Genomic DNA, 20,607 nt, shown 5'->3' with positions numbered 1-20,607 from the left:
ACACATGCCGACCGGCGTAATGTACGGCCCGTATGCACGACAGATCACAGAATACCACCTGAAATTCTGGTTTGTTCTTGTCCTCGATGACGGTCTGGGAACTCGCCGTTACGAGCTGACCTTCGACCGCCCGCCGAACACTAGACCAAGAGCACGGTATCGCGGCTACTTCGGTGAAGTGGCTCCGAGATACCGGTCGAACTTCAACAACTACTTACCGCCCAACGACCTGTCGCCATACAACCTCACACCTTTCCCACGCTTTGAGCGTGACACGCTCGCTGATGCGATGGCCTCACTTCTGCAAGGTGAAGATCTTGCTGATGCGGTCAGGCTGTCACGCTTCGGTGGGCTTCCCAACCTCGCCAGATATGGCAAACACGGAGACCTTCTATGAACCTCAAGTCCGCAACGACTCTGCTCAACCACTTCATTGACGCCGACATCCCGGCATTCATGTGGGGCCCTCCCGGCGTCGGCAAGTCCGCTTCGCTGCGCCAGATTGTGACCGAGCGCAAATGGGGAATGGTAGACTTCCGCGCTTCGACCCGTGACTCGGTGGCGTTGATGGGCCTGCCTGATATTTCCGGCGAGACCACCCGCTGGAAAGTGCCGGACGAGTTCCCGCAGACCGAACGTGACGGTGAGGAAGGCATCTTGTTCCTCGACGAGCTGAACGCCGCACCACCTTCGATGATGGCGGCAATGTTCGGCCTGGTCCTTGACCGCAAGGTCGGCGACTACGTACTGCCCAAGGGCTGGCGCGTGGTTGCGGCTGGCAATCGTCAGGCTGACCGTGCTGCGGCACAGCGTATGCCTACCGCTCTCGCTAACCGCTTCGCTCACATCGACGTCGATGCAGATACGAGCGCCGGACATGACAATGTCCACGTCGAATACTTCAACGAGATCGGCGTTGATCCGCAGCTCATTGCCTTCCTTCGGTTCCGTCCGGCACTGATCCATTCGATGCCGAAGAATGATGAGCGTGCGTTCCCAACGCCCCGTTCGTGGGAACAGGCGGCGAAGATCCTGAATCTTCCGACGGCACTCCGCCTGCAGGGTGTATCCGCTATCGTTGGTGAAGGCGCGGCGGCTGAACTTGAAGGATTCCTTCGTGTTTACCAGAACTTGCCTTCGCTAGATCTGGTACTCGCCAATCCGAACAGCGCGCCTGTTCCGGAAGACCCGGCAGCCCGCTTTGCAATCTCGTCTGGCCTTGCCCGTAAGGTTGATGAGCGGTCTTTCGACAACGGCATGGCTTACATGCAGCGCCTGCCTCGTGAGTTTGAAATCATGATGTGTGTCGATGCCGTGCGCCGTGAACCGAAGCTCAGCCATACGCAGACGTTCACTTCGTGGGCCATGAGAAACCAAGACGTCACTCTAGGCTGATGCCATGGCAGAAATCCGCGCCATCTTCGGCCCTTACAAGACGGAAGAACAGACCTCGCGCATCACTTGGTTCTTCTCCGGCGTCCGAGCGGACGGGGAGTTCACGGCGTGGTCTCTCCGGTTTCAATTCGATACGCGGCGCTATACGTGCCGCGTCATCAAAAACAAGCAGGCAGCAAAGTATGCCGCTTCCATAAGCCATAAAGACTTGTTCAGCCTCCCCGAAGCAGCGCGGTCGGAAGTCAGTTCTGGCCGCGTGACTGACATGCTGAAGGCCAAGCTTTCACCAGAGCAAATTGCTCGGGCTACGGCGCTGGCTATCCAATACAGGAGAGGGTGATGGCCATCATTCGCAGGGTCTTCGGTCCCTTCCACCCTGAACACATCCATCCGGGCACGCAGGCTGAGGAGCTGCGATGGCATTTCATCGGCATCAAGGACGACAAGACGACAGCACACTGGACATTGGTCTTTGACCCTCGCAAGCGAACTTATCGGGTCAACAACAATACCAGCAGCGGCGGCTTGATTGGCCGCAGCCGAAAGGCATTGATCGCCCAAAAGATAGATCCGGGTGTCAATTGTGAGACTGCTCACCCCGACGCCTGGCTCGACGACTCTCCAGTCATGGAGGGCACCATCACCAGCATCCTGAAATCGAAACTCTCACCAGAGGATATTGCCAGGGCGACCGCGCTGGTAATCGCAAGGAGATGAATCGTGCTGACTACCGACGTCATCATGAACAACTTCAGGAAGAGCGACCACGCTGACAATCGCTGGAGCTTTGCTCCGCTTCCCGAAACCGTTCTCAACACCCACCTTTACTACCTTTCGTTCATCAAGCAGGAGCGGCGGTTCATGCTGTCTCGAAAGCAGATCGTGCCCTTCATCCCGATCGAAGATGACGAACTCCTGCAGGCGTTCAAGGCGACACTGCATGCAGACGAAGTGGCTGCGTGCATGAGATCCACTCTCGATCAGGGCGTCGACCCGGATGACATTCCATTCTGATACACGGAGGCCAACATGAAAACCGAAGACAAGATCCTCGCCGCTCAGACGGCGCTGCTGTGGGACCACCCATTCTTTGGCGTCCTCATGCTCCAACTCAAGAAGGTGCAGGTGGATGACCCGAAAAAGGTCGATACGATGGCGACAGACGGCCGTCATCTCTTCTACCACCCGCCCTTCGTCGATGAGCTGAAGAAGGACGAGCTGGTTTTCGTGCTGGCCCATGAGGTCATGCACAACGCCCTGGAGCATCACATCCGACGCCAGTCCCGTAAGCCCGGCCGCTGGAACGATGCCTGCGACTACGCCATTAACGGCGAGCTGGTCGAATGCAAGGTCGGCAAGATGCCAGAGCGCGGCCTGCTCGAGGCGCGCTTCACCGGTCTTTCAGCCGAGGAGATCTACCGTATCCTCGACGACGAGAACAACGGCGACGACTCCGCTGAAGGGCAGGGCGATACCGGTGGTTGCGGTGGAACGATGGATGGCTGCGCACAGCACGACGAGGCAGCCAAGGCCGAGCTGCGTGCCGAGATGCAAACGCAGATCAGGCAGGCTGCCATGACCGCCAAGGCTGCGCAGGCTGGTAAACTTCCGGCTGGCGTGCAGCGTATCATCGACGAGCTGCTCATGCCGAAGGTCGACTGGCGGGCTGTTCTCCGCCGCTTCATCGACGAGTCCAGCACCCGTGACTTTTCCTGGGCGAAGCCGAACCGTCGTCTTCTGCCGCTCGGTCTCGTTACGCCCGGCACTATTGCTGATGGCGTCAGTCACATCGTGATTGCGGTCGACACTTCCGGTTCGATCGATGATGAGATCCTCCGTGACTTTGCCGCTGAGATTAACGGGGCCTTCGGAGAGGGCGCAGTTGACCGGCTCACCGTCATCTATGCCGACGCCACAGTGAACCATGTCGAGGAGTTTGAGACCGGCGACGAGCTGGTCCTTCACCCCAAGGGCGGTGGCGGTACTGCCTTTAGCGATACGTTCCGCCTCATCAATGCAGAGTACCCGGACGCAAAGGCCACGATTTACCTCAGCGATTTATACGTCGGTGATTTCGGTGATGAGCCTCCGCACCCTGTTCTGTGGGGCGTTTATGGTCGCAACCGTGACTTCGGTTCTCTGTCGGTCCCCTTCGGTGAGTGTATCAACATAAGCATATAAACCCGACCACCCCGCCGCGCATGGCAGAAAAGAGATTAAAGATGAAGTGTCCGAAATGGATGAAGAGAGCAGACTTTGATCGCATCCTGCAGATGGACCCGGAAGAAGCGCTGGACGAGGTTGAGCGGCTCAAGAACGAATTGCGCGAATACAAGCGTAAATGGCGCGAGGATAACCGGGAGAAGTACCGCGAATATAAACGCGAGTATGTCCGCCAATGGCGAAAGAAAAACCCTAAAAAGGCTAAGGAAATAGACAAGCGAAAGCAGGATAAAATAAGGGACGATCCCGTACTACTTGAAAGGGCGAGGCAGCTTCGCCGCGAAAGTAGAGCGCGCACCGGAATATATACTAACGAAAAACGAGCGCCAGAAATAGAGCGGGCAATAAGAATGCGCCGATACTACCGCAACAAGTCTTTGAAGATGGCGCGGGAGAAGCCAAACGAATTGCGAGCGCTTATCCGCCCGATGGTCCCCGGCTATCTCGACCCATCCGCAAAGATGGACGTGATCGCGGCGGTTATGGAAATGGCTCTCAGGAACAGGGTCGAGCTCAATAAGCTGAATGAAGCCGTCAAAGCGGCAGTGACCGCCTACAACCGTCAGTTCGACCACTTCAAGAACGTTTCTATCGACGCTCCGATCGCCGGCACGGACAGCCTTACACGAGCTGATATGATCGATAGCGAAGCGTTCCATTTTTAACCACCACCCGGCATGAAAGGATAATTCCGTGCCCCACACACAAGGACCGTGGGCGGTCGACGACTGCCCGCTCGACATCGAACATGCCTGCACCATGCTCAAGGTCGATGCCAATACGCCACGAGAATGGGTGGGTATCTGCACCCCTCGCGATGCGGACGGCAACTACGAGCACGTTGCTTACTGCCACATATCGAATGCTCCGGTGATCGCAGCCTCCACAGTGATGCTGGATCTCCTGCGCCGCAATCTCAATGCGTGGGAAGACGAAGAGGATTCCGTGCAGGAAGAGCACGAGGAACTGATCGTCGATCTGCGCCAGTTTCTGAAGGACAAGTGACATGCCTAGCTATCTCGTCACATGGGAGATCGACATCGATGCCGAGACCGCACATGACGCGGCTCGGCAGGCACATGAGATCGTCCGCCGGCCGGATACATCGGCCAATGTCTACAAGGTCATCGAGCACGACGGCAACGGCGAGGCGGTGACCGTCGACCTCGAAGATGAACCCGCCATTCATGGCACCACAGGAGATTGACTATGCCCGACATTACAAATGCAGACCGCGCCGCATCGGCAGCGAATGCTATCGATGCCTTTACTGCTGAATGCCGGATGGACGGCGAAGACAGCGATTAGCCGCCAAGGCTGTATGCACCAAGGACTAACCCGCAACTTTGCACCCACTGGAGAACGATATGTTCAAGCCGCTTCTCGCGGCGACGGCTGACGTCGCCCTTTTGAAATTTCCTTACTACGCCACCCCGAAGATCGACGGTATCCGCTGCCTGATTATGCGGGATGGCGCGGTGACCCGGTCGCTGAAACCCATACCGAACGAGCACATCCGCACCATCTTATCCAGCCCGGTCCTCGTCGGACTCGACGGTGAGATACTCACCTTCACCGACGGCAAGCGCGATGACTTCAACACCGTGCAATCCAAGGTGATGCGGAAGGATGGCGAGCCCGAGTTCAAATTGGTTGCCTTCGACAAATTCTCCGAGCCGGATGAAGCTTACAGCAAGCGCATCATCGACATGGCTGCGATCTATCACTCGAATATGTCTCCACTCCTGCCTGACACGATCACTTCGCTGGAGGAGCTTGACGCATACGAGCAGCGCTGCGTTGACGAAGAGGGGTGGGAAGGCGTGATGCTTCGCAAGCCGAACAGCATCTATAAGTTCGGCCGGTCGACCACCCGTGAAGGAATCCTTCTCAAGGTCAAGCGGTTCTCCGACGACGAGGCGGTCATCCTCGGCACCGTCGAGCAGATGGAGAATGGCAACGAAGCCACCGTCAACGCACTCGGCCACACCGAACGCTCCAGCCACAAGGCTGGCATGATTCCGAAGGGAACCCTTGGTGCGCTGGCCTGCGAATGGCAAGGCGTCCGCTTTGAACTCGGCACTGGCTTCAGCCAGGCACAGCGTGACCAGCTCTGGGCAGAACGTGACAGCCTCATTGGTCTGAAGGTTACCTTCAAATTTCAAGGCGTCGGAACTCACGGGGCACCACGATTTCCAGTCTTCCTCGGTATTCGTCGAGACATTTAACCTCGCAAGTATGCAAAAGGATAAGGCTATGACACCCGAGAGGCCCGACGAGCTTTTTAATTGCTGCACTGATTACAAAGAGCCGGACTGGTCGCAGTTCACACACCTCGAACTGGCCGGCTGCGTTAATGAGAACGACCCGGAGGACAACGAAACCTACATCAATGGGAACCAGTCCGGCGGGGTCGCGCAGTTCTTCACGGTCTACGGCCGCGATAAGGAAGGGCTGGCCGAAGCCATCACCGACACAGACGACGCTCTGTATGCCCTTCGGGCTGCAGCGGCGCTCGCTTACCGGTCGAAACTGGCATGCCATGTCGCAACGTCATTGATGTGATGCCATGCCGGATTTCATCGTTCAGATCAGCCTGAAGTGTGTCGTTGAAGCCGACAACCCTGGCCGCGCTGCATCAGATATGGCGGAGAGACTGCGAAAACTTCTTGAAACTCACGACCCTATGATGTTGAGTTCCATGCAACGGGAAGTGGTTGCGTATCAGGTTATCCAATTCCCCACGAAGTATTAGCGGGCAAGGGAGGCTCAAATGGAAGAAGGCTTTTTCCATTCACCATTCAACATCATCGCTGTTGGAATCATTCTCTTCTTCTATTTCATGCCGACGATCTTTGCTTTTCGCCACGGACGACCAGACTCGTGGGCTATATTGATTATCAATACAGCTTTCGGGTGGACACTTATCGGCTGGATTGGCTCGATGTTCTGGTCGATGGCTCCTGTCCAACGGCAGTAACACACTCCTCATAAACACACCAAAGGCCGGGTCATTCGCCCGGCCTTTTCTTTTCTACCCCCTCGCAATCATGCGACCCCACGGAGATCTATACCATGAGCAATATCGACAACGTCACCGCCACTGTTTCGACTGCTTCTCTGGACTACTCGGTTTTCAGGAAGGCTATTGAGAACGCCTGCAAGATCGTCGAACGTCGCAACATCACCCCCGTTCTCGATACCGTCCTCATCAAGGCGACGACGAATGGCGTCTATGTTCTCGGCACTGACCTTGACATCTGCACCACGACCTTTGTGCCGGGCAATGTATCCAAGGATTTCACTGCTCTGGTCGATGCTCACAAGCTCAAAGCCACAATGGATAAGGTGAAGGATGCTCCGGCCATCAACTTCGCCATGTCACAGAAGAAGCTCACCGCCAACATCGGGAAGCTGAACCTGACATTGAATCAGGACATCCCGGTCGAAGATTTCCCCGAAAGCCACGCCTTCCGGGGCCGATTGAACGAGTCAAACCATACGTTCACGCTGCCGTCAGCCACGCTGCTCAAAATTCTCAACAAGGTCCAGTTCGCTATCTCCACGGAAGAGACGCGGTACTATCTCAACGGCGTGTATATGCACGTCATCGAGAACTCGCACCACATCACCTTCGTCGCCACGGACGGCCACCGGCTGGCTCGATATGAGATGCCTGCGCCAGAAGGCGCAAACGGTATCCCCGCTGTCATCATCCCTCGCAAGACAATTGTTGAACTGATGCGGCTCCTCAAGCGCAAGGGCTGCCCGGAAGAAACGATGATCACGGTTTGCAAGACCGGCGTTCGGTTCACTGTCGGCGAGGACGAGACCGTGGACAGCAAGGTCATCGACGGACAATTCCCGGATTACACCCGCGTCATCCCTATGAACAACGATCACCACGCCACGATCTATCCGGCTTCCTTCATTGACGGCGTCAAGCAGGCCAGCGCGGTTCTCCCTTCAAAGGGCGGCTCGGTCTCGGTCAACTTCCTGCGGGGGATAGCCTCTCTCACGTGTCGTGATGTCGACTTCGGTGAAGCATCCGTCGATGTCTCGATTGAGAACGAGCGGTCGCTGGAGATCGGATTCAACGCCCAATACCTGATCGACATCCTTTCGCACGTCGATGGTGAAGCGAAGTTCATGCTCATGGGCGCTGGAGATCCGGTCGTCATCCGCAACTCGGACGATGATTACCTGACCTTCGTTCAGATGCCGACGCGCATCTAACCACCCTCCGTCACACCTCAACACCCACTGCGATGGCGCTCCTCTCGGGGCGCCATATCGGGGCGTGTTGCCCTTTTTCAACGGAGAACAATATGAAAAAGTTTAGCATCATCTTCATCGCATCCCTCGCTCTTTCGACCTCGTCTGCCCTTGCTTCCGATGGCTGCACCGGCAGTGCCACGCTTATGAAGTGGCTTCAGGGTTGCCGCGATCTTCCGAGCAGCGTGCGGGTTATCGAACACTCCGGTGGCGACCGCACCCCAGGCGCCAAGAGCTCCTCGGGCGATAACGGTGCAGCCAGCGGCGGAGAATCCAGCGCCAATGCTGGCGGCAATACCGGTGGAACCAGCGGCACTGCCGGCAACGACAACTCCGGCGGCTCCAGCAATGCCGGCAACTCTGGTGGCGGCAGCAACAGCGGTTCGAACTCCGGCAGCACTGGCGGTTCTACGGGTGGAAACACTGGCGGTTCCGGCAATTCCGGTGGCGATACTGGTGGTAACTCCGGCGGTGATACCGGTGGGAACAACGGTGGAAACACTGGCGGGGATACCGGTGGGAACAACGGTGGAAACACTGGCGGGGATACCGGCGGTAACACCGGAGGCGGCAGCGACAACGGCGGCGGCGACACCGGTGGCAATACCGGCGGAGGTGACAACGGCGGCGGCGGTGACACTGGCGGGAACAACGGTGGCGACAACGGAGGGGATAATGGTGGCGACACCGGCTCCGGCGGTAACAACGGCGGCCACAATGGCGGAGACCACACCGGCAACGGCCCAGGTAATGGCAATGGCAACGGCGGCAACCACGGCAATGGTGGCGGAAACAACAACGGCTCCGGTCCAGGTTCTGGTAACGGCGGCCACAACAACGGCAATGGCAACGGTAACGGTAACGGCCATGGCAACAGTGGTGGCAATGGTCACGGCAATGGCGGTGGCGGCAATGGAAACGGAGGCGGTAATGGCGGTGGCGGAAAGGGTGGCCGCCACTAACCCATAATCCACACACAACAAGCGGGGCACTTCGGTGCCCCGTCCATCATCCCGCCAAACATGGCAACCACGGAGATTGAAGTGAGCACACTCGTACCCACTGCAACGATCGAACAACTCTGCGCTTATCGCGATGAAGCAATTCGTTTGTACGAAGAAGCATTTGAGAAAATAGCCGAAGCATCGACCGCCGTCACGAAGGCAGGCTTGATGTGGGAGGCCGCTTCTCCCGGTAAGCCGAGCCGCCATTACGACGGCGCCGAGGAAGTCAAGGAGTTCTTCCGGGCCGTCAACCTGCCTGACCGTGACCGCTATCTGCGCACCGCGCGCCGTCTCATCGACGTTACCGTATGGACCCACGTCATCGACATCGCTGGCATCGAACAGCTCATGGACATGCAGGCCAAGAACGAGCTGCGCGACCAGATGAAGTATGTCCCGGAGCGCACCGGCCGCAATGGTGAGATCATCAATCAGGATGAGATCGACCGCATGCTGCCGCCCGTCACCCCGGAGAACATCTACGCCACGCTCGAGCGATTCCAAGGTGATGCCGAGATGATCTTTCGGCGCGGCATCGTCAATGTCTTCACGAAGTTGGACCGTCGCTTCCGTTCGCACGACGGATTCAAGGTCGGCTCGCGCATGATCATCGATTACCTGCTGCGCAGCAGCACGCATCTGTATGGTGATCGCGCAGATATGCTGACCGATGTAGAGCGAACGTTCCTCGTGCTCGACGGCAAGTCAGCGAAGGCCAGCTATGCGGGCATCGTCGAAAAGATCAACCGCGAGAACCCAGGGAAATGGAATCAAGCAGTGCAGTTTGAGGTGGTTTCCGAATACTTCAAGGTCCGTATCTTCAAGAACGGCAACGCCCATCTCTGGTTCAGCCGCAAAGATCTGGTGAAGAAGGTCAATGAGATCCTGGCCGACCACTACGGCGAGGTGATCGGCGACGGGATGACGAAGGAGGAAGATCCTCTCAAGAACATCAAGACCACACCGGCTCGCTACTTCGGATTCTACCCCACGTCAGACGCGACTGCCGAAAAGGTTATCAGCCATGTACGCCTGCTCCAGCGAAAGGACGAGCCCCAGATACACATCCTTGAGCCGTCGGCCGGGACCGGCAACCTTGCCCGACGCTGCCTTAGCACCCCGGCTGCCCTCGATAAATGGTCCGGCGGCCGCGACCGCTACATAGATCAGTACCGCATGGACAATGTGGTCGACTGTGTAGAGGTGCAGCCGCACCTAGCTCACCAACTCGAGGCACAGGGCGTCTACGGCCGCGTAGTCTGCGCCGATTTCCTGTCGCTCCGGCCGGATTCGTCTCGCCTCTATGACAGAGTAGTCATGAACCCGCCCTTCGACCGGGAACGGGACATCGACCACGTCGTGCATGCCATCCAGTTCCTCAAGCCGGACGGGCAGCTCGTCGCCATCATGTCGGCCGGGACTGAGTTCCGGCAGACCGCCAAGTCCATAGCCTTCCGCAAGATGATGGAAGACATGGGCGCAGAATGGACTGATCTACCGCCCAATTCCTTCTCGGACGTGGGCACAAACGTGAACACCGGGTTCATCTCGGTCTGGAAGAACGGACGTAAGAAAACCGGCCGCTACGACAGACCGACTTGGCCGAAGGTGGGATAAGAGGGTAAGTGTGAGTCAGTAACAACGAGGGATTCCCATGTCGCAGAAACCATCATCGAAGCTTATCGCCAAGGCGCTACCCAAGGGTGACCGCTTCACCGGACAATTTTCATTACCCGGACTGATCCCCGATCTCGTGCGGGGTAGGGATGGCAACATCCAATTCTTCGACACGGAACAGCAAGCGTACGTTGCAGCAATGGAAGCGGTGATCCGTCTCTACGACAGCCGGACCATCGATACCCGCAAGGCTGGCGGCTACCGTCGCCTTACTGGAGCCGAGCTTGCTGTATTGCTCGATGAGGTTGACATCACACCTACCTACTTCGCTGAGATCGTTGGCGTTCCTCAGCACCGGGTCATGAAATGGCTGGACGGAGAGCAGGACATCCCGCACTCCGCCCATGTACTGGTCAAGCTTATGAAATTGAACGACGACAACTTCCGTGTCGCAGAAGAAATCACAGAAGAATATCGAGAGAGCTCATGAAAACGGCAATCAATCACTTCCGAGTCTGGGTCATTCGTATGGGCTTCAATCAGAAGCAGATAACCGCAGCAGCCAACACGATTGGCATCCAGAACTCGGTCACGGCGAGCCTTACTTTCAATGGTAAGCGCGAGCTCACCTTGACCGAGCGCCTTGCGATGTCAGCAAGGCGAGCTGGTTTGCAGCCCTGGACTCCCGACTACGACGCCGAACTGACGGAGGCATCTCCGGTACGTCACGATGCCAGCGCTGTTTGAAAGCAGCGTTGTTCATATAGCCGAGCTGCTTCCCTACCTTATCCAGACCGTAATGCAGGGCGAGAATCGTCTTCAGTCTCTGCTTCCGCTTGGTCCCTCGCTTGTCTGCCTTCCGGCTTTCCGGCCATAGATCAAGCCATTCATCCATAACGACAACCGCCTCGAGCATCTGGTAAACCCACTCGTCACCGATGGCACTCTTCAGTCGTTGCAGGATCTTGCGACAGTCCACCTGATAACTGACGATGTCCGTCGGGCCGAAGCCTCCGCCGCCTGTTCCTTCAAGGTTGGCTGACTTCAGCACCTTGACCTGCGCTCCCTGAACGAGATCCCTAAAGCGAATGGCGGTGTGAAACCGCACACCGCCCATTCCATCTTCGTCCGGTCCCAATTCCATTTCCCCATTCGATACCAGAAATTCGATGGGGCTGGCCTGCGCATTAAGAATCGTAACGGCGTCTCTTACATCGAGGAATGACCGGCGCTCCGGCATAGTGGCGACGACGTCATCTCCTAGCGTGTCGGATGCCATCACCCTGCCAATCATTTCATACATCCGCGAGCGCTGCTCATCGAGCTCCTCGCCTCGACCATAGAAGGCGACCAGTGGAAGGACACCTGGCTTGAGCGTTTCGCTCGCTTGTTCCTTCGCTGCCTTCAGCCGGCCCATCAGTCTCTTGCTGGCAGTCATGTCCGACTCCTTGCGCCCTTCCTCTGCGAACCACGCAGCGGGATAATCTTCATTGGTATCCGGTCGAGAAGCCCGCCATCGGTAAGCGTTCCGTCGTCCTGCTCCCGGATCCCCAGCAACTCGCTCAGTGCTTTGCTTCGCTCTGAATCTGTCATGGCTGAGCGGTTGGCGTAAGGGGAGCGGGTGACCAATCCAGATATTTGTTTCGGCCTTTTCATCAGGACGGTGGCTATGCTCCGCTCCGACATTCCGATGACCCACAGCACCCACGCCACATAAACATCGCGATCGGAGTGCTTGATAATCTTCAAGGTTTCTTCTTTGCGCATCGCTTTGCCCGTCCTTTGTAGGTTACTGAAATCGTGCGGGTCTTGCCCTTCTGTCTCACCGATTCCTTGAACGCGCCTTCCGCTTTAGCCATCTCGGCTCCGGCTATTTCACCGAACCGGTGGAGATGGCCGTTGACGTAGCGGACAAGGTGCTTGTTCAAAGCTTCGAGTGCGCTCTCCCTTGTCGGGAAGATCTGCGGCTTGCCTCCGACCCCGAGAATGGGCTTGGCTTCGCCGTCCATTGACGTCCGCAGGAAGGCTTTGAACCCGCCGCTGAACTGCTTCTGCGTGTACGTTTCAAACTGGTTCATGACTGACCTCACATCCCTGCCGTGTCTTCCCACAAGGTGGTCTGTGTGACCTGATCCTTGAACAGGGTAAGCTTCCCATCCCAATCGAAGATGTGCCTGTCGCGCGGCGACCCAAAGCGGTCCTTCAGCTTGTAGATTTCAATCTTCCCTCTCGAAACCTCGAGGTCTGAGTCCCACTTCTCCCGGCCTTTTCCGTTGGAAGAGGGTGGGTTTTTCTTCAGCCAGTCGTATCGGTTGAAGTTGGCGAGCATGATGTCCGCGTGTTCTTCGAGCGAGCCACCGTAGAAGTCTTCCATCTCAGGCTCCGGATGCTCCTTCTGACGAGCTGCCTTGGTGAACTGGCAGAGGCCGATCACAACGCAGTTAAGATCCTTCGCCAATGCCTTGAGATCACGAGCGTTTTCATATGCGCGTTCGACCGGGTCCATGCGGTTCTTCGTTACACGATCGACCAGCTTCAAGTGATCGACGCAGAGAAGATCAAGGCCGAACTTACGCTTGTGAGCGAAGGCTCGGCTGCGGATCTGCTGGATGGTCATCTTCGACGGCGACACAATGGTCAGCTTGCGGTCTTGGAAAAACTTCTCCGCCTGCATGAGAGATTCCATCTGCTTCTCGTCGATGCCGCGCAGGATGTCGCGCATGGAGACGCCGGTCTGCCCGGCCACCGAGCGCGCGACCAGCGCCATGTTGTCCATCTCCAGCTCGAAGAGAGACGTTGGGTGGGAGACGGAAGAGAACAGCATTTGCTGCATCGCCGCTGCCGTCTTGCCCGAGCCGGGGTTACCGCCCCACAAAACCAGCGATCCCTGCGGGAAGAGCCCGACCATCTGTTCCAGCCCCTTGAGGCAAGGGCGCAATGCCATGCCGCTTCCGTGCTGTGTCGCAGATGTATAGATCTGTCGGATCGTGCTCGACACGCTGGCTTCATGCTCAATGGCGGCGTTGCGCGACATATCGGCAAGGCGCTCGGATGCGCGGTCGATGATCTGATCAGGGTCGAGGTTGATGTCGTTGGCCGACTTCAGGATTCCTTCGGCCAGTGCCTTGATCTTGCGGCGGCTGGCTGTCTTGCGCAGCTCATAGGCATAGTCTGAAAGAGGCAGCTCTTCTTCACGGCTGGCAACGTGCAGGAGCATGGACAGATAGGCGTCCGGGTCTTGATCGTTGCTCAGCGAGCCGAGACGGCCTGCCACGATGGGAACGCGCACGGCTCGACCATCACTTGCCAGCTCATAGATCACAGCGAAGATCTTCTGATGATCGTTCGATGCGAACATCTCCATGTTCATCAGCTCCTGGATGTTCCAGTAGTTGGCTTCGTCCAGGAGGATGGCGCCGAGGATAAGCTGCTCGATCTTGATGTTGCTATAGGTATTGGACGTTACGGATTCGTTGCTCATCGTTCTTCCTCAAGGTCCACACGTCGAGCCAGTCATCAGGCTCCGGGGACGCATAAATCACTGCTTCGAGGCCAGCCTCTCTGGCCCTCTTCTGAAGTTTCTTGGCCGCGGCTATTCCGGGTGGATCCACGATCTCTCCGGTCCTCTGGTGCAGGCGATGCCTGTCTCCATCCGCGTAGATCTCAAGGCGCTTGACGCCTTCTGGGATCTCCAACCCCATCATTCCCGAGGTGGACAACGTGGCCCACACAGAAGCTGGCTTGCTGGACAGGAGCGCTACCCCGAGACCTGTCTCGATGCCTTCCGTCAGCCGCAGCGTCTCCGTTACCGGCCCCAACCGCACGGCCCCGCCATTTGCAGGACCGAGACCGAGCTTCACCTTCCGGCCGTCCTCATTCACGAGGGCCTTGCCATTCGGCTGAAGGAAGATTCGCCAGATGGCGATCAGCTTGCGGTCCTTGTTCTGCACGCCGCCAATCAGGGCAGGGTGCTTTGCTCCTTGAAGCGAAAGCCCCGGATGAAACCGGAGGCTTGGCATCCATTCTGTCCCTTCCGGGAAGTCTGCCAGCTCGATCGAACGAGACCGGAGGTATTCCTCAGCCAGTGTGCCGGCTATCGGCTTTGCTTCTGCCCAGATGGAGCGAACCGTTTCCGTCTTCCTCTCCATGTCTTTCTGATCTTGCCGGGCGCGCTGCTCGTCGCGCTTTTTGCGGTCTTGTTCACGCTGGAATCGCTCGCGGCGTTCCTTCTCGGTCTCTTCCCTGCCGGGGAGATTAACCCCGGCGAGAGAGGCCACCATTTCCACCGCCCGAGGGAATGAAACGCCGTCCAATTCCATGAGGAACTTGAAATGGTTGCCGGTAACGCCGCAGCCGAAGCAATGGTAGCGTCCCTTGCGATCCTCACAGTGGAACGATGGGCGGTTTTCACCGTGGAAGGGGCAGCAGAACCAATAATCTCCACGGTTCGGCTTGCTCTTCTTGTTGTCGACGCTGGCGCGGGTCCGAATGACTTCCGATATTGGGATGCGTTCTCGCAGATCTTCGAGGAAGCTGTCGGTAAACCGGCCGCTAACTCTCTCACGCATTACCCTGTGCCCCCGCCATATACAGATCGAGGTTGGCAAATATCGCTGCCACCGCAGTGGAACGACGAGCATCGGCTTCCGAGCGCACGTCCTTGCTGAGCGTGCCGTCGTACATATCGGCGAGAGCGCGGAAGTAATCCACCGCAGCAGTCGCACTAACTTCGGTCAGCTCCTCGAGGAACGTGCTGACGCCGACCAGAACGAAAACCATCCCAGAGATGCCGGTCTCCGCGCAGGCGCGGTTCGTGGCGTGGACCAGATGTCGGTGAACCGCATCGCGGATCGCCTGTTCCTGCTCTGGAGTGACGCGCATCACCGGCTTGATTGGATTGCTCATAGGAAATTCTCCTGCTGGAAAGACCGTCCGCGATCAAAGGCGTGGTCCGGTTCATTCATGATGCGGAGGGCGTCGAGCATGCACAGCGCTTCCGCCTCATCCTCAGTCGAGTAAGACCATCCGTTCTTGTCGCAGTACGTTTTCGCCTGCAGCTTGAACCACTTGGATCTTTCGGCCTGCTTGGCCTTCTTCATGGTGTCAGGCACGCGGAGCTTGCCGTGTGTCTTCGAGCGCCATGTCGAGATCGCTATGAACTGCGGCTCCCGCAGCCCCATCGTGTGGCACAGAGTCTGTGCATGGGTGGGCCAGCCCGAAGAGAAGATGACCTGCTGCGCATCGATGGCTGACTTGCCACCGGGGGTGCCGTGATCGACGATGGTCATCAGCTCTATGCCAACGAGCGGGTCGGGCAGGGCGCTCAGCGTGCGCTTCAGGTACTGAACGAAGGTGGCATATGCCTCTCCCGCGCTCTTCTGATTGAACTTCCAGGTGCCGTGGCGGATGTTCTCTCCACCGGCCAGACAATAAGCAAAGCCCATTGACCGGCCCGGATCGATAACAAGGTAGCTTCCGGGTGAATCGCTCATGCCGGTCGCTCCGCATAGAGAAGACGGGCCGGGGCAGGGAACAGAGGTTTCGGCCCCCAGACGTACCAAGCATGGTCTTCGGTCCCTGTCTGGCCGTTGCCTTCCCAGCTAATGCGATCGACGAGAACGATCTTTGCGAGGAAGCGTGGGTTGTCAGCGAACAAATGTTTGCGGGTCTTGCCGCTGTCGAACTTCGCTGTCAGGAGCAGCGCCACATTGCCAGCGCAACGCGCCAGCGCCTTCTCTGCAAACTTGACCGCAGTACGGTTCTGCTTGCCGTAAGGTGGGTTGGTGACGATGGAGTCGTAGACCTCGTAATCATCCCGGTCAGACAGGAAGTCGAAGATCTCGTCGTGTTCGCGGTAGTAAGTCTCGATGTCAGAGGTGTAGACCTCCGCCCCGTTGGCCCTCAGCACGTCAGCCATCTTGTGATTTCCGGCCGCTGATTCCCAAACGTTGTATCCGCGCACGGGAAAGTAGTTGAGCAGGGCTTCTGTCGCCCACGCCTCTGTTTCGTAAAGCTCGTTCTTCTTCAGGTCATATCCAGATGCGGTGACGGTCATTCTTTCCTCCCGACGGCGCGCATCACGCGCTTTTCCATCAGTGCTATTCGTTTGTTGAGCTGTCTGGAGAACCAGACGAGGCGGTACTTGATGGGTTCGCCGGACCTCGGCTCGCTGATGAGCCGCATGAATTTTCCGTATGGCGTTGAACCCTTGAGGCGGTTGCAGGGAGCACACGCTGCCGCGATGTTGTCCTTGCTATCGAGACCTCCGGCCGACCGCGGCTTGATGTGCTCGCGGGTTACCTGTTTGACTGTCAGCGGATCGAGACAGTAGATGCACTTGCCGCCCTGCTTCTTCAGCGCCGACTCCCTGTCGGCTCGGGCAAATGCTGCGTCCAGTTTGGACTGCTGGAACTTCGAAAGACGCCCCTTAGCCATGGTCTCACCATGGAATCCGAGGTCGTCCGCGTGGTGACGAAACCATCGCGAGAACCTTTCAGTATGATTGGGTGAGGTATCCGGTCTTACCGGTGAGCCGCGGCGCCTTAGCGCCGGGCTTATCTCTCATGTGGCATGAATGCCGGGTCGTATTGATAGATCAGGCAGCGCGAAGAGCGCTCTCGCCCCACCAGGTTTCCACCTGACGTCCGTCGCCAGCCTTATAGCGGATCAGGTAATGCGGTTCGGTGTAGGTGTATTCAGCGCGGCCGATGATCTCGCCAGTCTCTCCGCTTTCAGCGAGCTTGACACGGTCACGGAGATTAAAAACCAAAGTGTTCATTTCATTTTCCTTCTGTTGGCATTATTGCCGGGTTGAATGCGGTAGGCTGGATCAGTCTGGCGCTTGCTCGCTCACAGCTGAGGAGAGATCCTTATTGGCGAGCTCGGTGCCGTCATTCAGGCCCTTCTGCCAGTTCTGGAACTCCTGCGAGCCCGGCTGGTACGGGTTGGTCGCGCTCTTGCGACGGCGCCCGGCTGCGAAGCCTTCGTCGTAGGCCCGGTCTTCCTGCGGTGTCCGATCCTTGTCGAGGATGTCGAGCTGGCGGCCAAGCTGGTGACCGAACATGCGGGCGATACGGAGCTTGCGTTCGAAGTCGGCAATAACCTGACCGACGTCCTTGTCCTCGAGGGACTTGGCAAAATCGTAGTCCTTCTTGGACCAGCCGAGATCCTTCAGCCGCTTGTATTCGGCGTTCATGTCACCCTTGGTGCCGGCCATATCCGACTCCATGCTCTTCAGGTTTGCGAAGCCTTCGAGGAACTTCTGCTCTTCGTAGAGCTCCTGTTCAGTCTTGGTGTTGTGGTCTCTGGTCATCATCATGCACCTCTATTTAGGTTGCTTCTTAATTTTGAGACGCTTTCGCGCCTCGTCTATCGAGACCCCTGATTTCAGGAGGTCGTAGTAAGCCGCCTCCTGATGAGGAGGTACGTAAAATCCCCTGCGGGATGTCTTGTAACTCTGGATATGAGGAGGAGCCTCGAATACTTTTTCGCCTGCATTATCAGCAGTTAGCTCAAGCTTCTTGATGCGTCGGATCACCTGTATCCGGTGCACACCAAGGAGGTGGGCAATAGTACGAGTAGGAGTATTTTTGCGTACGAGGGACCGCAGTTCTCGATCGAGTTCAGCGGTCCAAATCAGGTTGCCTGTGCCAACCATCGGGGCTCACTCCCCAACAGGATCACGCAAAGTCTCATCACTCGGAATGTCGAACCCGAGCTCCTCCGCTGCCGCAAGGCAGGTGAGGACAATGAGACCCGTGCAAAGTTTTCCGTCTTTTTCTTCTGCTCTGAAGACGGAAACCTGCGTGCTTCCAATACGCTTGGCGAATGCCATCTGGCTTTCACCAAGCTCATTGCGGACGAACTTTATCTGACGACCAGTCAGGGTAAGCTGCTCAACTTCCGCCATAACTTGTTTGTATCGGGTCAGGATGTCGTGAAATTTGGTAGTGTTATCTCGCATTGTTATTCACTCCGTGTTGGATATGTAATACAATGCGAATTGGCTATGGTAAATACGAAACGTATTTAATTTGTCAGGAGACTTCGTTATGCATCAAGAAGAGCCGTTCCATCGCCTCAAGGTGGCACGAGTAAACGCTGGGTATAAGTCGGCAACGGATGCCGCCCGTAGCATGGGCGTGAAGGTTGTCACATACACAGCGCATGAAAATGGCACACGCGGATTTGATAAGGACGCCCTCTTATACGCAAAGCATTACGGCGTTGACCCTGCGTGGCTGCTATTCGGGACCGCCCCATTGGCCGATCCAGCCGATGACGAAGGGCAGGCCGCTCGTTTGAAGGCGAAATCCAACGCGGCAGAACTTATCAAATCCACAAACCTCGATGAGTTTTGGGATATGCCGAAGGACTTCCTCGAAGTCGGTCTTGATATTCACAATGACTGCGCGCGTGTCATGGAGATTGTCGGCGATTATATGTACGATCCGTATAATCCGACCGCTCCTGGCTCACTCTTTCCGGGTGACCGCGTCATCATCGACACGAACGACACTCGTCCAACTCCTCCCGGAGCATTCGCTGTGTATGATGGTGATGCAGTTGCGATCAAGATGGTCGAAGTCCTTCCTTCTGAAGGAACTCCGCTCGTTCGAGTAACCGGTCGTAACCCTCGATATGAAGGCTATGAACGGAGTGCCTTGGACGTGCCGATTGTCGGACGGGTTAAGGCGAAGGTGACTATGCTGTGACGCGCCAGCTTTCGTTTTTCTTCGTTTCGCCATGCATTTTTTTGGAATGACATTTTAGCAATAATATTAAAGGCTTGAGCACTCCATAGGCTCATACCCAGAAACCAATCTACTTTACGATTCTATATAGATTCACCGTCTATGCTCGATGGAGAGATCGTCGTGACTCCCACAGACCAAGAACCCCGCCATGAATAACATGGAAGGGCTCCTGGAGTAGGAGGGGTAGTCCATGCCCGACCGAGCCGACCGCCGCTTATCCCACAGGTAACGGCGCATTTGCTCGCCTTACCATCTTGGCCTCTTTTTCGTGAGCACTCACGCCGATCAGGGCAGACCACCAGCTTTCGCCGCCAGAAACCCTTTGAGCCAGATCGAATCCCGTTCCTTGCTCAATCATCTACTGCACGGCCGAACCGGTTTCCGTCATACCTTGCAGCAGACTGGACGGTTCATTCATTTTGTCTTGAGGAAATACGTGACGTATGATATTCAATCGTCACTGGATTTCCTCGTCGGCTAAACGAATAATCTCTCCAGTCGCGGCCCCGTGCATTTGCTAGATGCAGCGGGGCCTTTTCTTTATGTTCCTTTTTTTTGCGCTCCGTCAATACGTTTCGTATTTTATTTGTTGACACATACGATGCGTATAGTATTATGTCATTCATAGCGTAGATTTCGAGCCGACAAAATGAACACCAACATTCTGAATGCAGCACAACGTGCGTCCGACCGACGCGCGGAGATGGAAGTCGCTATTCGCGCCTGGCATCAGGGCCTCCCGCTCACGACAGAGCAGAAGGATCTGATCCACGAGGCAGGAGTGGTTTCTCTCGCCCACGACATGCGGCTTCCCGATGAATGACGAGTGGGAAATTCAGGCTGGCTTCGAGCTCTACAAGCAGTTCATCCGCGGCGGTTACGGCTCCTGCATGGAGGTCACCGTCAAGGGGAAGAAGGTCCGGGAAACCCCGGAACAGGCATGCGTCCGAAGATGGCGCCGCCTCAGAGACACCGTCCGCGAAGGGTTCATTGCGGAAGGCCGGAAGCAGCAAGAAACTTGAGGTTCATATAATGAAAGTCATCTCTTTTCAGGCCGAGAACATAAAGAAGCTCGTTGCCGTTGAGATTAAGCCAGAGGGCAACCTCGTTGAAATCACCGGGAAGAACGGGCAGGGCAAGACTTCGATCCTTGACGCCATCTGGTGGGCATTGGACGGCAACAAGGTCATCCAGTCCAAGCCCGTGCGCGAGGGATCTGAGGCTGGCTTCATTCGCCTCGACCTCGGAGACTATGTCATGTGGACTTGCCCTTATTTAGTGGAGAGGTTCTGTCACTAATTTACGGTTTATCATCTCGAACTTGATCGGTGATTTAT

32 protein-coding genes and 2 pseudogenes are annotated in these 20,607 nt (G+C 56.8%); 19 read left to right on the top strand and 15 right to left on the bottom strand.

What is annotated here, in order from left to right:
- Positions 1-4: 4 nt before the first annotated feature.
- The 13 genes from FIB18_RS03295 to dnaN all read left to right on the top strand — a co-directional run bounded on the left by FIB18_RS03295 (position 5) and on the right by dnaN (position 7,854).
- Positions 5-397, top strand: a complete 393-nt coding sequence (locus tag FIB18_RS03295; RefSeq protein ID WP_151589698.1) for a hypothetical protein — start codon at positions 5-7, stop codon at positions 395-397.
- Positions 394-1,395, top strand: a complete 1,002-nt coding sequence (locus FIB18_RS03290; protein ID WP_140019425.1) for an AAA family ATPase — start codon at positions 394-396, stop codon at positions 1,393-1,395. Before FIB18_RS03295 ends, FIB18_RS03290 begins: the two co-directional genes overlap by 4 nt.
- A 4-nt stretch (positions 1,396-1,399) precedes the next feature.
- Positions 1,400-1,735, top strand: coding sequence for a hypothetical protein (locus tag FIB18_RS03285; protein ID WP_140019424.1), 336 nt, complete (start codon positions 1,400-1,402; stop codon positions 1,733-1,735).
- Positions 1,735-2,112, top strand: a complete 378-nt coding sequence (locus FIB18_RS03280; protein WP_109369031.1) for a hypothetical protein — start codon at positions 1,735-1,737, stop codon at positions 2,110-2,112. Before FIB18_RS03285 ends, FIB18_RS03280 begins: the two co-directional genes overlap by 1 nt.
- 3 nt (positions 2,113-2,115) lie before the next feature.
- Positions 2,116-2,409, top strand: a complete 294-nt coding sequence (locus FIB18_RS03275) for a hypothetical protein (protein WP_109369032.1) — start codon at positions 2,116-2,118, stop codon at positions 2,407-2,409.
- Between the two features lie 15 nt (positions 2,410-2,424).
- Positions 2,425-3,576: a vWA domain-containing protein gene (locus tag FIB18_RS03270; RefSeq protein WP_140019423.1), complete on the top strand. Its 1,152-nt coding sequence runs from the start codon at positions 2,425-2,427 to the stop codon at positions 3,574-3,576.
- A 41-nt stretch (positions 3,577-3,617) separates the two neighbouring features.
- Positions 3,618-4,283, top strand: coding sequence for a hypothetical protein (locus FIB18_RS03265; RefSeq protein ID WP_140019422.1), 666 nt, complete (start codon positions 3,618-3,620; stop codon positions 4,281-4,283).
- 28 nt (positions 4,284-4,311) lie between these two features.
- The gene (locus FIB18_RS03260; protein ID WP_109369035.1) at positions 4,312-4,623 is read left to right on the top strand and encodes a hypothetical protein; all 312 of its coding nucleotides are present in this window, start codon (positions 4,312-4,314) and stop codon (positions 4,621-4,623) included.
- 1 nt (position 4,624) lies between these two features.
- On the top strand, positions 4,625-4,825 hold the full coding sequence (locus FIB18_RS03255; RefSeq protein ID WP_140019421.1) for a hypothetical protein: 201 nt from the start codon (positions 4,625-4,627) through the stop codon (positions 4,823-4,825).
- 160 nt (positions 4,826-4,985) lie between these two features.
- Positions 4,986-5,846, top strand: a complete 861-nt coding sequence (locus FIB18_RS03250; RefSeq protein ID WP_140019420.1) for a hypothetical protein — start codon at positions 4,986-4,988, stop codon at positions 5,844-5,846.
- A gap of 28 nt (positions 5,847-5,874) precedes the next feature.
- Positions 5,875-6,183, top strand: coding sequence for a hypothetical protein (locus FIB18_RS03245; protein ID WP_140019419.1), 309 nt, complete (start codon positions 5,875-5,877; stop codon positions 6,181-6,183).
- Between the two features lie 208 nt (positions 6,184-6,391).
- Positions 6,392-6,598, top strand: a complete 207-nt coding sequence (locus FIB18_RS03240; protein ID WP_140019418.1) for a superinfection immunity protein — start codon at positions 6,392-6,394, stop codon at positions 6,596-6,598.
- Between the two features lie 95 nt (positions 6,599-6,693).
- Complete coding sequence (gene dnaN / locus FIB18_RS03235; RefSeq protein ID WP_140019417.1) at positions 6,694-7,854, top strand: DNA polymerase III subunit beta; 1,161 nt, start codon at positions 6,694-6,696, stop codon at positions 7,852-7,854.
- 77 nt (positions 7,855-7,931) lie between these two features.
- Here the strand turns inward: dnaN and FIB18_RS03230 are convergent, their stop codons facing one another.
- Complete coding sequence (locus FIB18_RS03230) at positions 7,932-8,852, bottom strand: hypothetical protein (RefSeq protein ID WP_158295684.1); 921 nt, start codon at positions 8,850-8,852, stop codon at positions 7,932-7,934.
- An 84-nt stretch (positions 8,853-8,936) separates the two neighbouring features.
- Here FIB18_RS03230 and FIB18_RS03225 point away from each other — a divergent pair, with 84 nt between their 5' ends.
- The gene (locus FIB18_RS03225; RefSeq protein WP_158295683.1) at positions 8,937-10,514 is read left to right on the top strand and encodes a DUF4942 domain-containing protein; all 1,578 of its coding nucleotides are present in this window, start codon (positions 8,937-8,939) and stop codon (positions 10,512-10,514) included.
- Between the two features lie 37 nt (positions 10,515-10,551).
- Positions 10,552-11,004: a hypothetical protein gene (locus FIB18_RS03220; protein WP_109369044.1), complete on the top strand. Its 453-nt coding sequence runs from the start codon at positions 10,552-10,554 to the stop codon at positions 11,002-11,004.
- Between the two features lie 135 nt (positions 11,005-11,139).
- Here FIB18_RS03220 and FIB18_RS03215 read toward each other — a convergent pair whose 3' ends face one another.
- The 14 genes and pseudogenes from FIB18_RS03215 to FIB18_RS03155 all read right to left on the bottom strand — a co-directional run bounded on the left by FIB18_RS03215 (position 11,140) and on the right by FIB18_RS03155 (position 18,477).
- Positions 11,140-11,952 carry a hypothetical protein gene (locus FIB18_RS03215; protein WP_109369045.1) on the bottom strand — a complete coding sequence of 271 codons (813 nt, stop codon included), beginning with the start codon at positions 11,950-11,952 and terminating at the stop codon, positions 11,140-11,142.
- A complete protein-coding gene (locus tag FIB18_RS03210; protein ID WP_140019415.1) occupies positions 11,949-12,281 on the bottom strand; it encodes a hypothetical protein in 333 nt (110 codons plus the stop codon). Before FIB18_RS03210 ends, FIB18_RS03215 begins: the two co-directional genes overlap by 4 nt.
- Positions 12,260-12,592 carry a hypothetical protein gene (locus FIB18_RS03205; protein ID WP_109369047.1) on the bottom strand — a complete coding sequence of 111 codons (333 nt, stop codon included), beginning with the start codon at positions 12,590-12,592 and terminating at the stop codon, positions 12,260-12,262. Before FIB18_RS03205 ends, FIB18_RS03210 begins: the two co-directional genes overlap by 22 nt.
- An 8-nt stretch (positions 12,593-12,600) precedes the next feature.
- Entirely contained in the window at positions 12,601-13,995 is a 1,395-nt protein-coding gene (locus FIB18_RS03200) for a DnaB-like helicase C-terminal domain-containing protein (protein ID WP_140019414.1), read from the bottom strand.
- Positions 13,961-14,644: pseudogene (locus FIB18_RS25525) on the bottom strand (DUF7146 domain-containing protein); the annotation flags it as partial. The pseudogene FIB18_RS25525 and the gene FIB18_RS03200, both read right to left, overlap by 35 nt.
- Before the next feature lie 116 nt (positions 14,645-14,760).
- A pseudogene (locus FIB18_RS25115) lies at positions 14,761-15,082 on the bottom strand (CHC2 zinc finger domain-containing protein); the annotation flags it as partial.
- Positions 15,075-15,419, bottom strand: a complete 345-nt coding sequence (locus FIB18_RS03190) for a hypothetical protein (protein WP_140019413.1) — start codon at positions 15,417-15,419, stop codon at positions 15,075-15,077. The gene FIB18_RS03190 and the pseudogene FIB18_RS25115, both read right to left, overlap by 8 nt.
- A complete protein-coding gene (locus FIB18_RS03185) occupies positions 15,416-16,006 on the bottom strand; it encodes a hypothetical protein (protein WP_140019412.1) in 591 nt (196 codons plus the stop codon). The genes FIB18_RS03190 and FIB18_RS03185 overlap by 4 nt, the downstream gene beginning before the upstream one ends.
- A complete protein-coding gene (locus FIB18_RS03180; protein WP_140019411.1) occupies positions 16,003-16,569 on the bottom strand; it encodes a TRM11 family methyltransferase in 567 nt (188 codons plus the stop codon). Before FIB18_RS03180 ends, FIB18_RS03185 begins: the two co-directional genes overlap by 4 nt.
- Positions 16,566-16,949, bottom strand: a complete 384-nt coding sequence (locus tag FIB18_RS03175) for an HNH endonuclease (protein WP_109369053.1) — start codon at positions 16,947-16,949, stop codon at positions 16,566-16,568. Before FIB18_RS03175 ends, FIB18_RS03180 begins: the two co-directional genes overlap by 4 nt.
- 160 nt (positions 16,950-17,109) lie before the next feature.
- Entirely contained in the window at positions 17,110-17,292 is a 183-nt protein-coding gene (locus tag FIB18_RS03170; protein WP_140019410.1) for a hypothetical protein, read from the bottom strand.
- 51 nt (positions 17,293-17,343) lie between these two features.
- A complete protein-coding gene (locus tag FIB18_RS03165; protein ID WP_140019409.1) occupies positions 17,344-17,829 on the bottom strand; it encodes a hypothetical protein in 486 nt (161 codons plus the stop codon).
- Positions 17,830-17,838: 9 nt separating this feature from the next.
- Positions 17,839-18,171: an AsnC family protein gene (locus FIB18_RS03160; protein WP_140019408.1), complete on the bottom strand. Its 333-nt coding sequence runs from the start codon at positions 18,169-18,171 to the stop codon at positions 17,839-17,841.
- A gap of 6 nt (positions 18,172-18,177) precedes the next feature.
- Positions 18,178-18,477 (bottom strand): hypothetical protein, encoded by a 300-nt coding sequence (locus FIB18_RS03155; protein WP_140019407.1) that lies wholly within the window; start codon positions 18,475-18,477, stop codon positions 18,178-18,180.
- Positions 18,478-18,565: 88 nt separating this feature from the next.
- Between FIB18_RS03155 and FIB18_RS03150 the strand changes: the two genes are divergently transcribed.
- From FIB18_RS03150 to FIB18_RS24720, 4 genes are all read left to right on the top strand, one after another.
- On the top strand, positions 18,566-19,228 hold the full coding sequence (locus tag FIB18_RS03150) for a LexA family transcriptional regulator (protein ID WP_140019406.1): 663 nt from the start codon (positions 18,566-18,568) through the stop codon (positions 19,226-19,228).
- A gap of 691 nt (positions 19,229-19,919) precedes the next feature.
- Positions 19,920-20,093, top strand: a complete 174-nt coding sequence (locus FIB18_RS24730; RefSeq protein ID WP_158295681.1) for a hypothetical protein — start codon at positions 19,920-19,922, stop codon at positions 20,091-20,093.
- On the top strand, positions 20,086-20,292 hold the full coding sequence (locus FIB18_RS24725; RefSeq protein WP_158295680.1) for a hypothetical protein: 207 nt from the start codon (positions 20,086-20,088) through the stop codon (positions 20,290-20,292). The genes FIB18_RS24730 and FIB18_RS24725 overlap by 8 nt, the downstream gene beginning before the upstream one ends.
- 10 nt (positions 20,293-20,302) lie before the next feature.
- Complete coding sequence (locus FIB18_RS24720) at positions 20,303-20,569, top strand: ATP-binding protein (RefSeq protein WP_158295679.1); 267 nt, start codon at positions 20,303-20,305, stop codon at positions 20,567-20,569.
- The last annotated feature ends 38 nt before the right edge of the window (positions 20,570-20,607 follow it).

The sequence above is a fragment of the Brucella pecoris genome (assembly GCF_006376675.1).
GTDB classification, from domain to species: domain Bacteria; phylum Pseudomonadota; class Alphaproteobacteria; order Rhizobiales; family Rhizobiaceae; genus Brucella; species Brucella pecoris.
Note: the sequence above shows the minus strand (reverse complement) of the source record. Positions and strands in the feature narration are given on the sequence as shown.

Excerpts from the sequence above, each read along its gene's own strand:
- FIB18_RS03290 (WP_140019425.1), top strand. The coding sequence starts at position 394 with ATGAACCTCAAGTCCGCAACGACTCTGCTCAACCACTTCATTGACGCC.
- FIB18_RS03210 (WP_140019415.1), bottom strand. The coding sequence starts at position 12,281 with ATGCGCAAAGAAGAAACCTTGAAGATTATCAAGCACTCCGATCGCGAT.
- FIB18_RS03295 (WP_151589698.1), top strand. The coding sequence starts at position 5 with ATGCCGACCGGCGTAATGTACGGCCCGTATGCACGACAGATCACAGAA.
- FIB18_RS03240 (WP_140019418.1), top strand. The coding sequence starts at position 6,392 with ATGGAAGAAGGCTTTTTCCATTCACCATTCAACATCATCGCTGTTGGA.
- FIB18_RS24720 (WP_158295679.1), top strand. The coding sequence starts at position 20,303 with ATGAAAGTCATCTCTTTTCAGGCCGAGAACATAAAGAAGCTCGTTGCC.
- FIB18_RS03175 (WP_109369053.1), bottom strand. The coding sequence starts at position 16,949 with ATGGCTAAGGGGCGTCTTTCGAAGTTCCAGCAGTCCAAACTGGACGCA.
- FIB18_RS03270 (WP_140019423.1), top strand. The coding sequence starts at position 2,425 with ATGAAAACCGAAGACAAGATCCTCGCCGCTCAGACGGCGCTGCTGTGG.
- FIB18_RS03190 (WP_140019413.1), bottom strand. The coding sequence starts at position 15,419 with ATGAGCAATCCAATCAAGCCGGTGATGCGCGTCACTCCAGAGCAGGAA.
- FIB18_RS03170 (WP_140019410.1), bottom strand. The coding sequence starts at position 17,292 with ATGAACACTTTGGTTTTTAATCTCCGTGACCGTGTCAAGCTCGCTGAA.
- FIB18_RS24725 (WP_158295680.1), top strand. The coding sequence starts at position 20,086 with ATGAATGACGAGTGGGAAATTCAGGCTGGCTTCGAGCTCTACAAGCAG.
- FIB18_RS03285 (WP_140019424.1), top strand. The coding sequence starts at position 1,400 with ATGGCAGAAATCCGCGCCATCTTCGGCCCTTACAAGACGGAAGAACAG.
- FIB18_RS03215 (WP_109369045.1), bottom strand. The coding sequence starts at position 11,952 with ATGACTGCCAGCAAGAGACTGATGGGCCGGCTGAAGGCAGCGAAGGAA.
- FIB18_RS03220 (WP_109369044.1), top strand. The coding sequence starts at position 10,552 with ATGTCGCAGAAACCATCATCGAAGCTTATCGCCAAGGCGCTACCCAAG.
- FIB18_RS03160 (WP_140019408.1), bottom strand. The coding sequence starts at position 18,171 with ATGGTTGGCACAGGCAACCTGATTTGGACCGCTGAACTCGATCGAGAA.
- FIB18_RS03265 (WP_140019422.1), top strand. The coding sequence starts at position 3,618 with ATGAAGTGTCCGAAATGGATGAAGAGAGCAGACTTTGATCGCATCCTG.
- FIB18_RS03205 (WP_109369047.1), bottom strand. The coding sequence starts at position 12,592 with ATGAACCAGTTTGAAACGTACACGCAGAAGCAGTTCAGCGGCGGGTTC.
- FIB18_RS03165 (WP_140019409.1), bottom strand. The coding sequence starts at position 17,829 with ATGATGACCAGAGACCACAACACCAAGACTGAACAGGAGCTCTACGAA.
- FIB18_RS03200 (WP_140019414.1), bottom strand. The coding sequence starts at position 13,995 with ATGAGCAACGAATCCGTAACGTCCAATACCTATAGCAACATCAAGATC.
- FIB18_RS03155 (WP_140019407.1), bottom strand. The coding sequence starts at position 18,477 with ATGCGAGATAACACTACCAAATTTCACGACATCCTGACCCGATACAAA.
- FIB18_RS03250 (WP_140019420.1), top strand. The coding sequence starts at position 4,986 with ATGTTCAAGCCGCTTCTCGCGGCGACGGCTGACGTCGCCCTTTTGAAA.
- FIB18_RS03180 (WP_140019411.1), bottom strand. The coding sequence starts at position 16,569 with ATGACCGTCACCGCATCTGGATATGACCTGAAGAAGAACGAGCTTTAC.
- FIB18_RS03280 (WP_109369031.1), top strand. The coding sequence starts at position 1,735 with ATGGCCATCATTCGCAGGGTCTTCGGTCCCTTCCACCCTGAACACATC.
- FIB18_RS03150 (WP_140019406.1), top strand. The coding sequence starts at position 18,566 with ATGCATCAAGAAGAGCCGTTCCATCGCCTCAAGGTGGCACGAGTAAAC.
- FIB18_RS03245 (WP_140019419.1), top strand. The coding sequence starts at position 5,875 with ATGACACCCGAGAGGCCCGACGAGCTTTTTAATTGCTGCACTGATTAC.
- FIB18_RS03255 (WP_140019421.1), top strand. The coding sequence starts at position 4,625 with ATGCCTAGCTATCTCGTCACATGGGAGATCGACATCGATGCCGAGACC.
- FIB18_RS03185 (WP_140019412.1), bottom strand. The coding sequence starts at position 16,006 with ATGAGCGATTCACCCGGAAGCTACCTTGTTATCGATCCGGGCCGGTCA.
- dnaN (WP_140019417.1), top strand. The coding sequence starts at position 6,694 with ATGAGCAATATCGACAACGTCACCGCCACTGTTTCGACTGCTTCTCTG.
- FIB18_RS24730 (WP_158295681.1), top strand. The coding sequence starts at position 19,920 with ATGAACACCAACATTCTGAATGCAGCACAACGTGCGTCCGACCGACGC.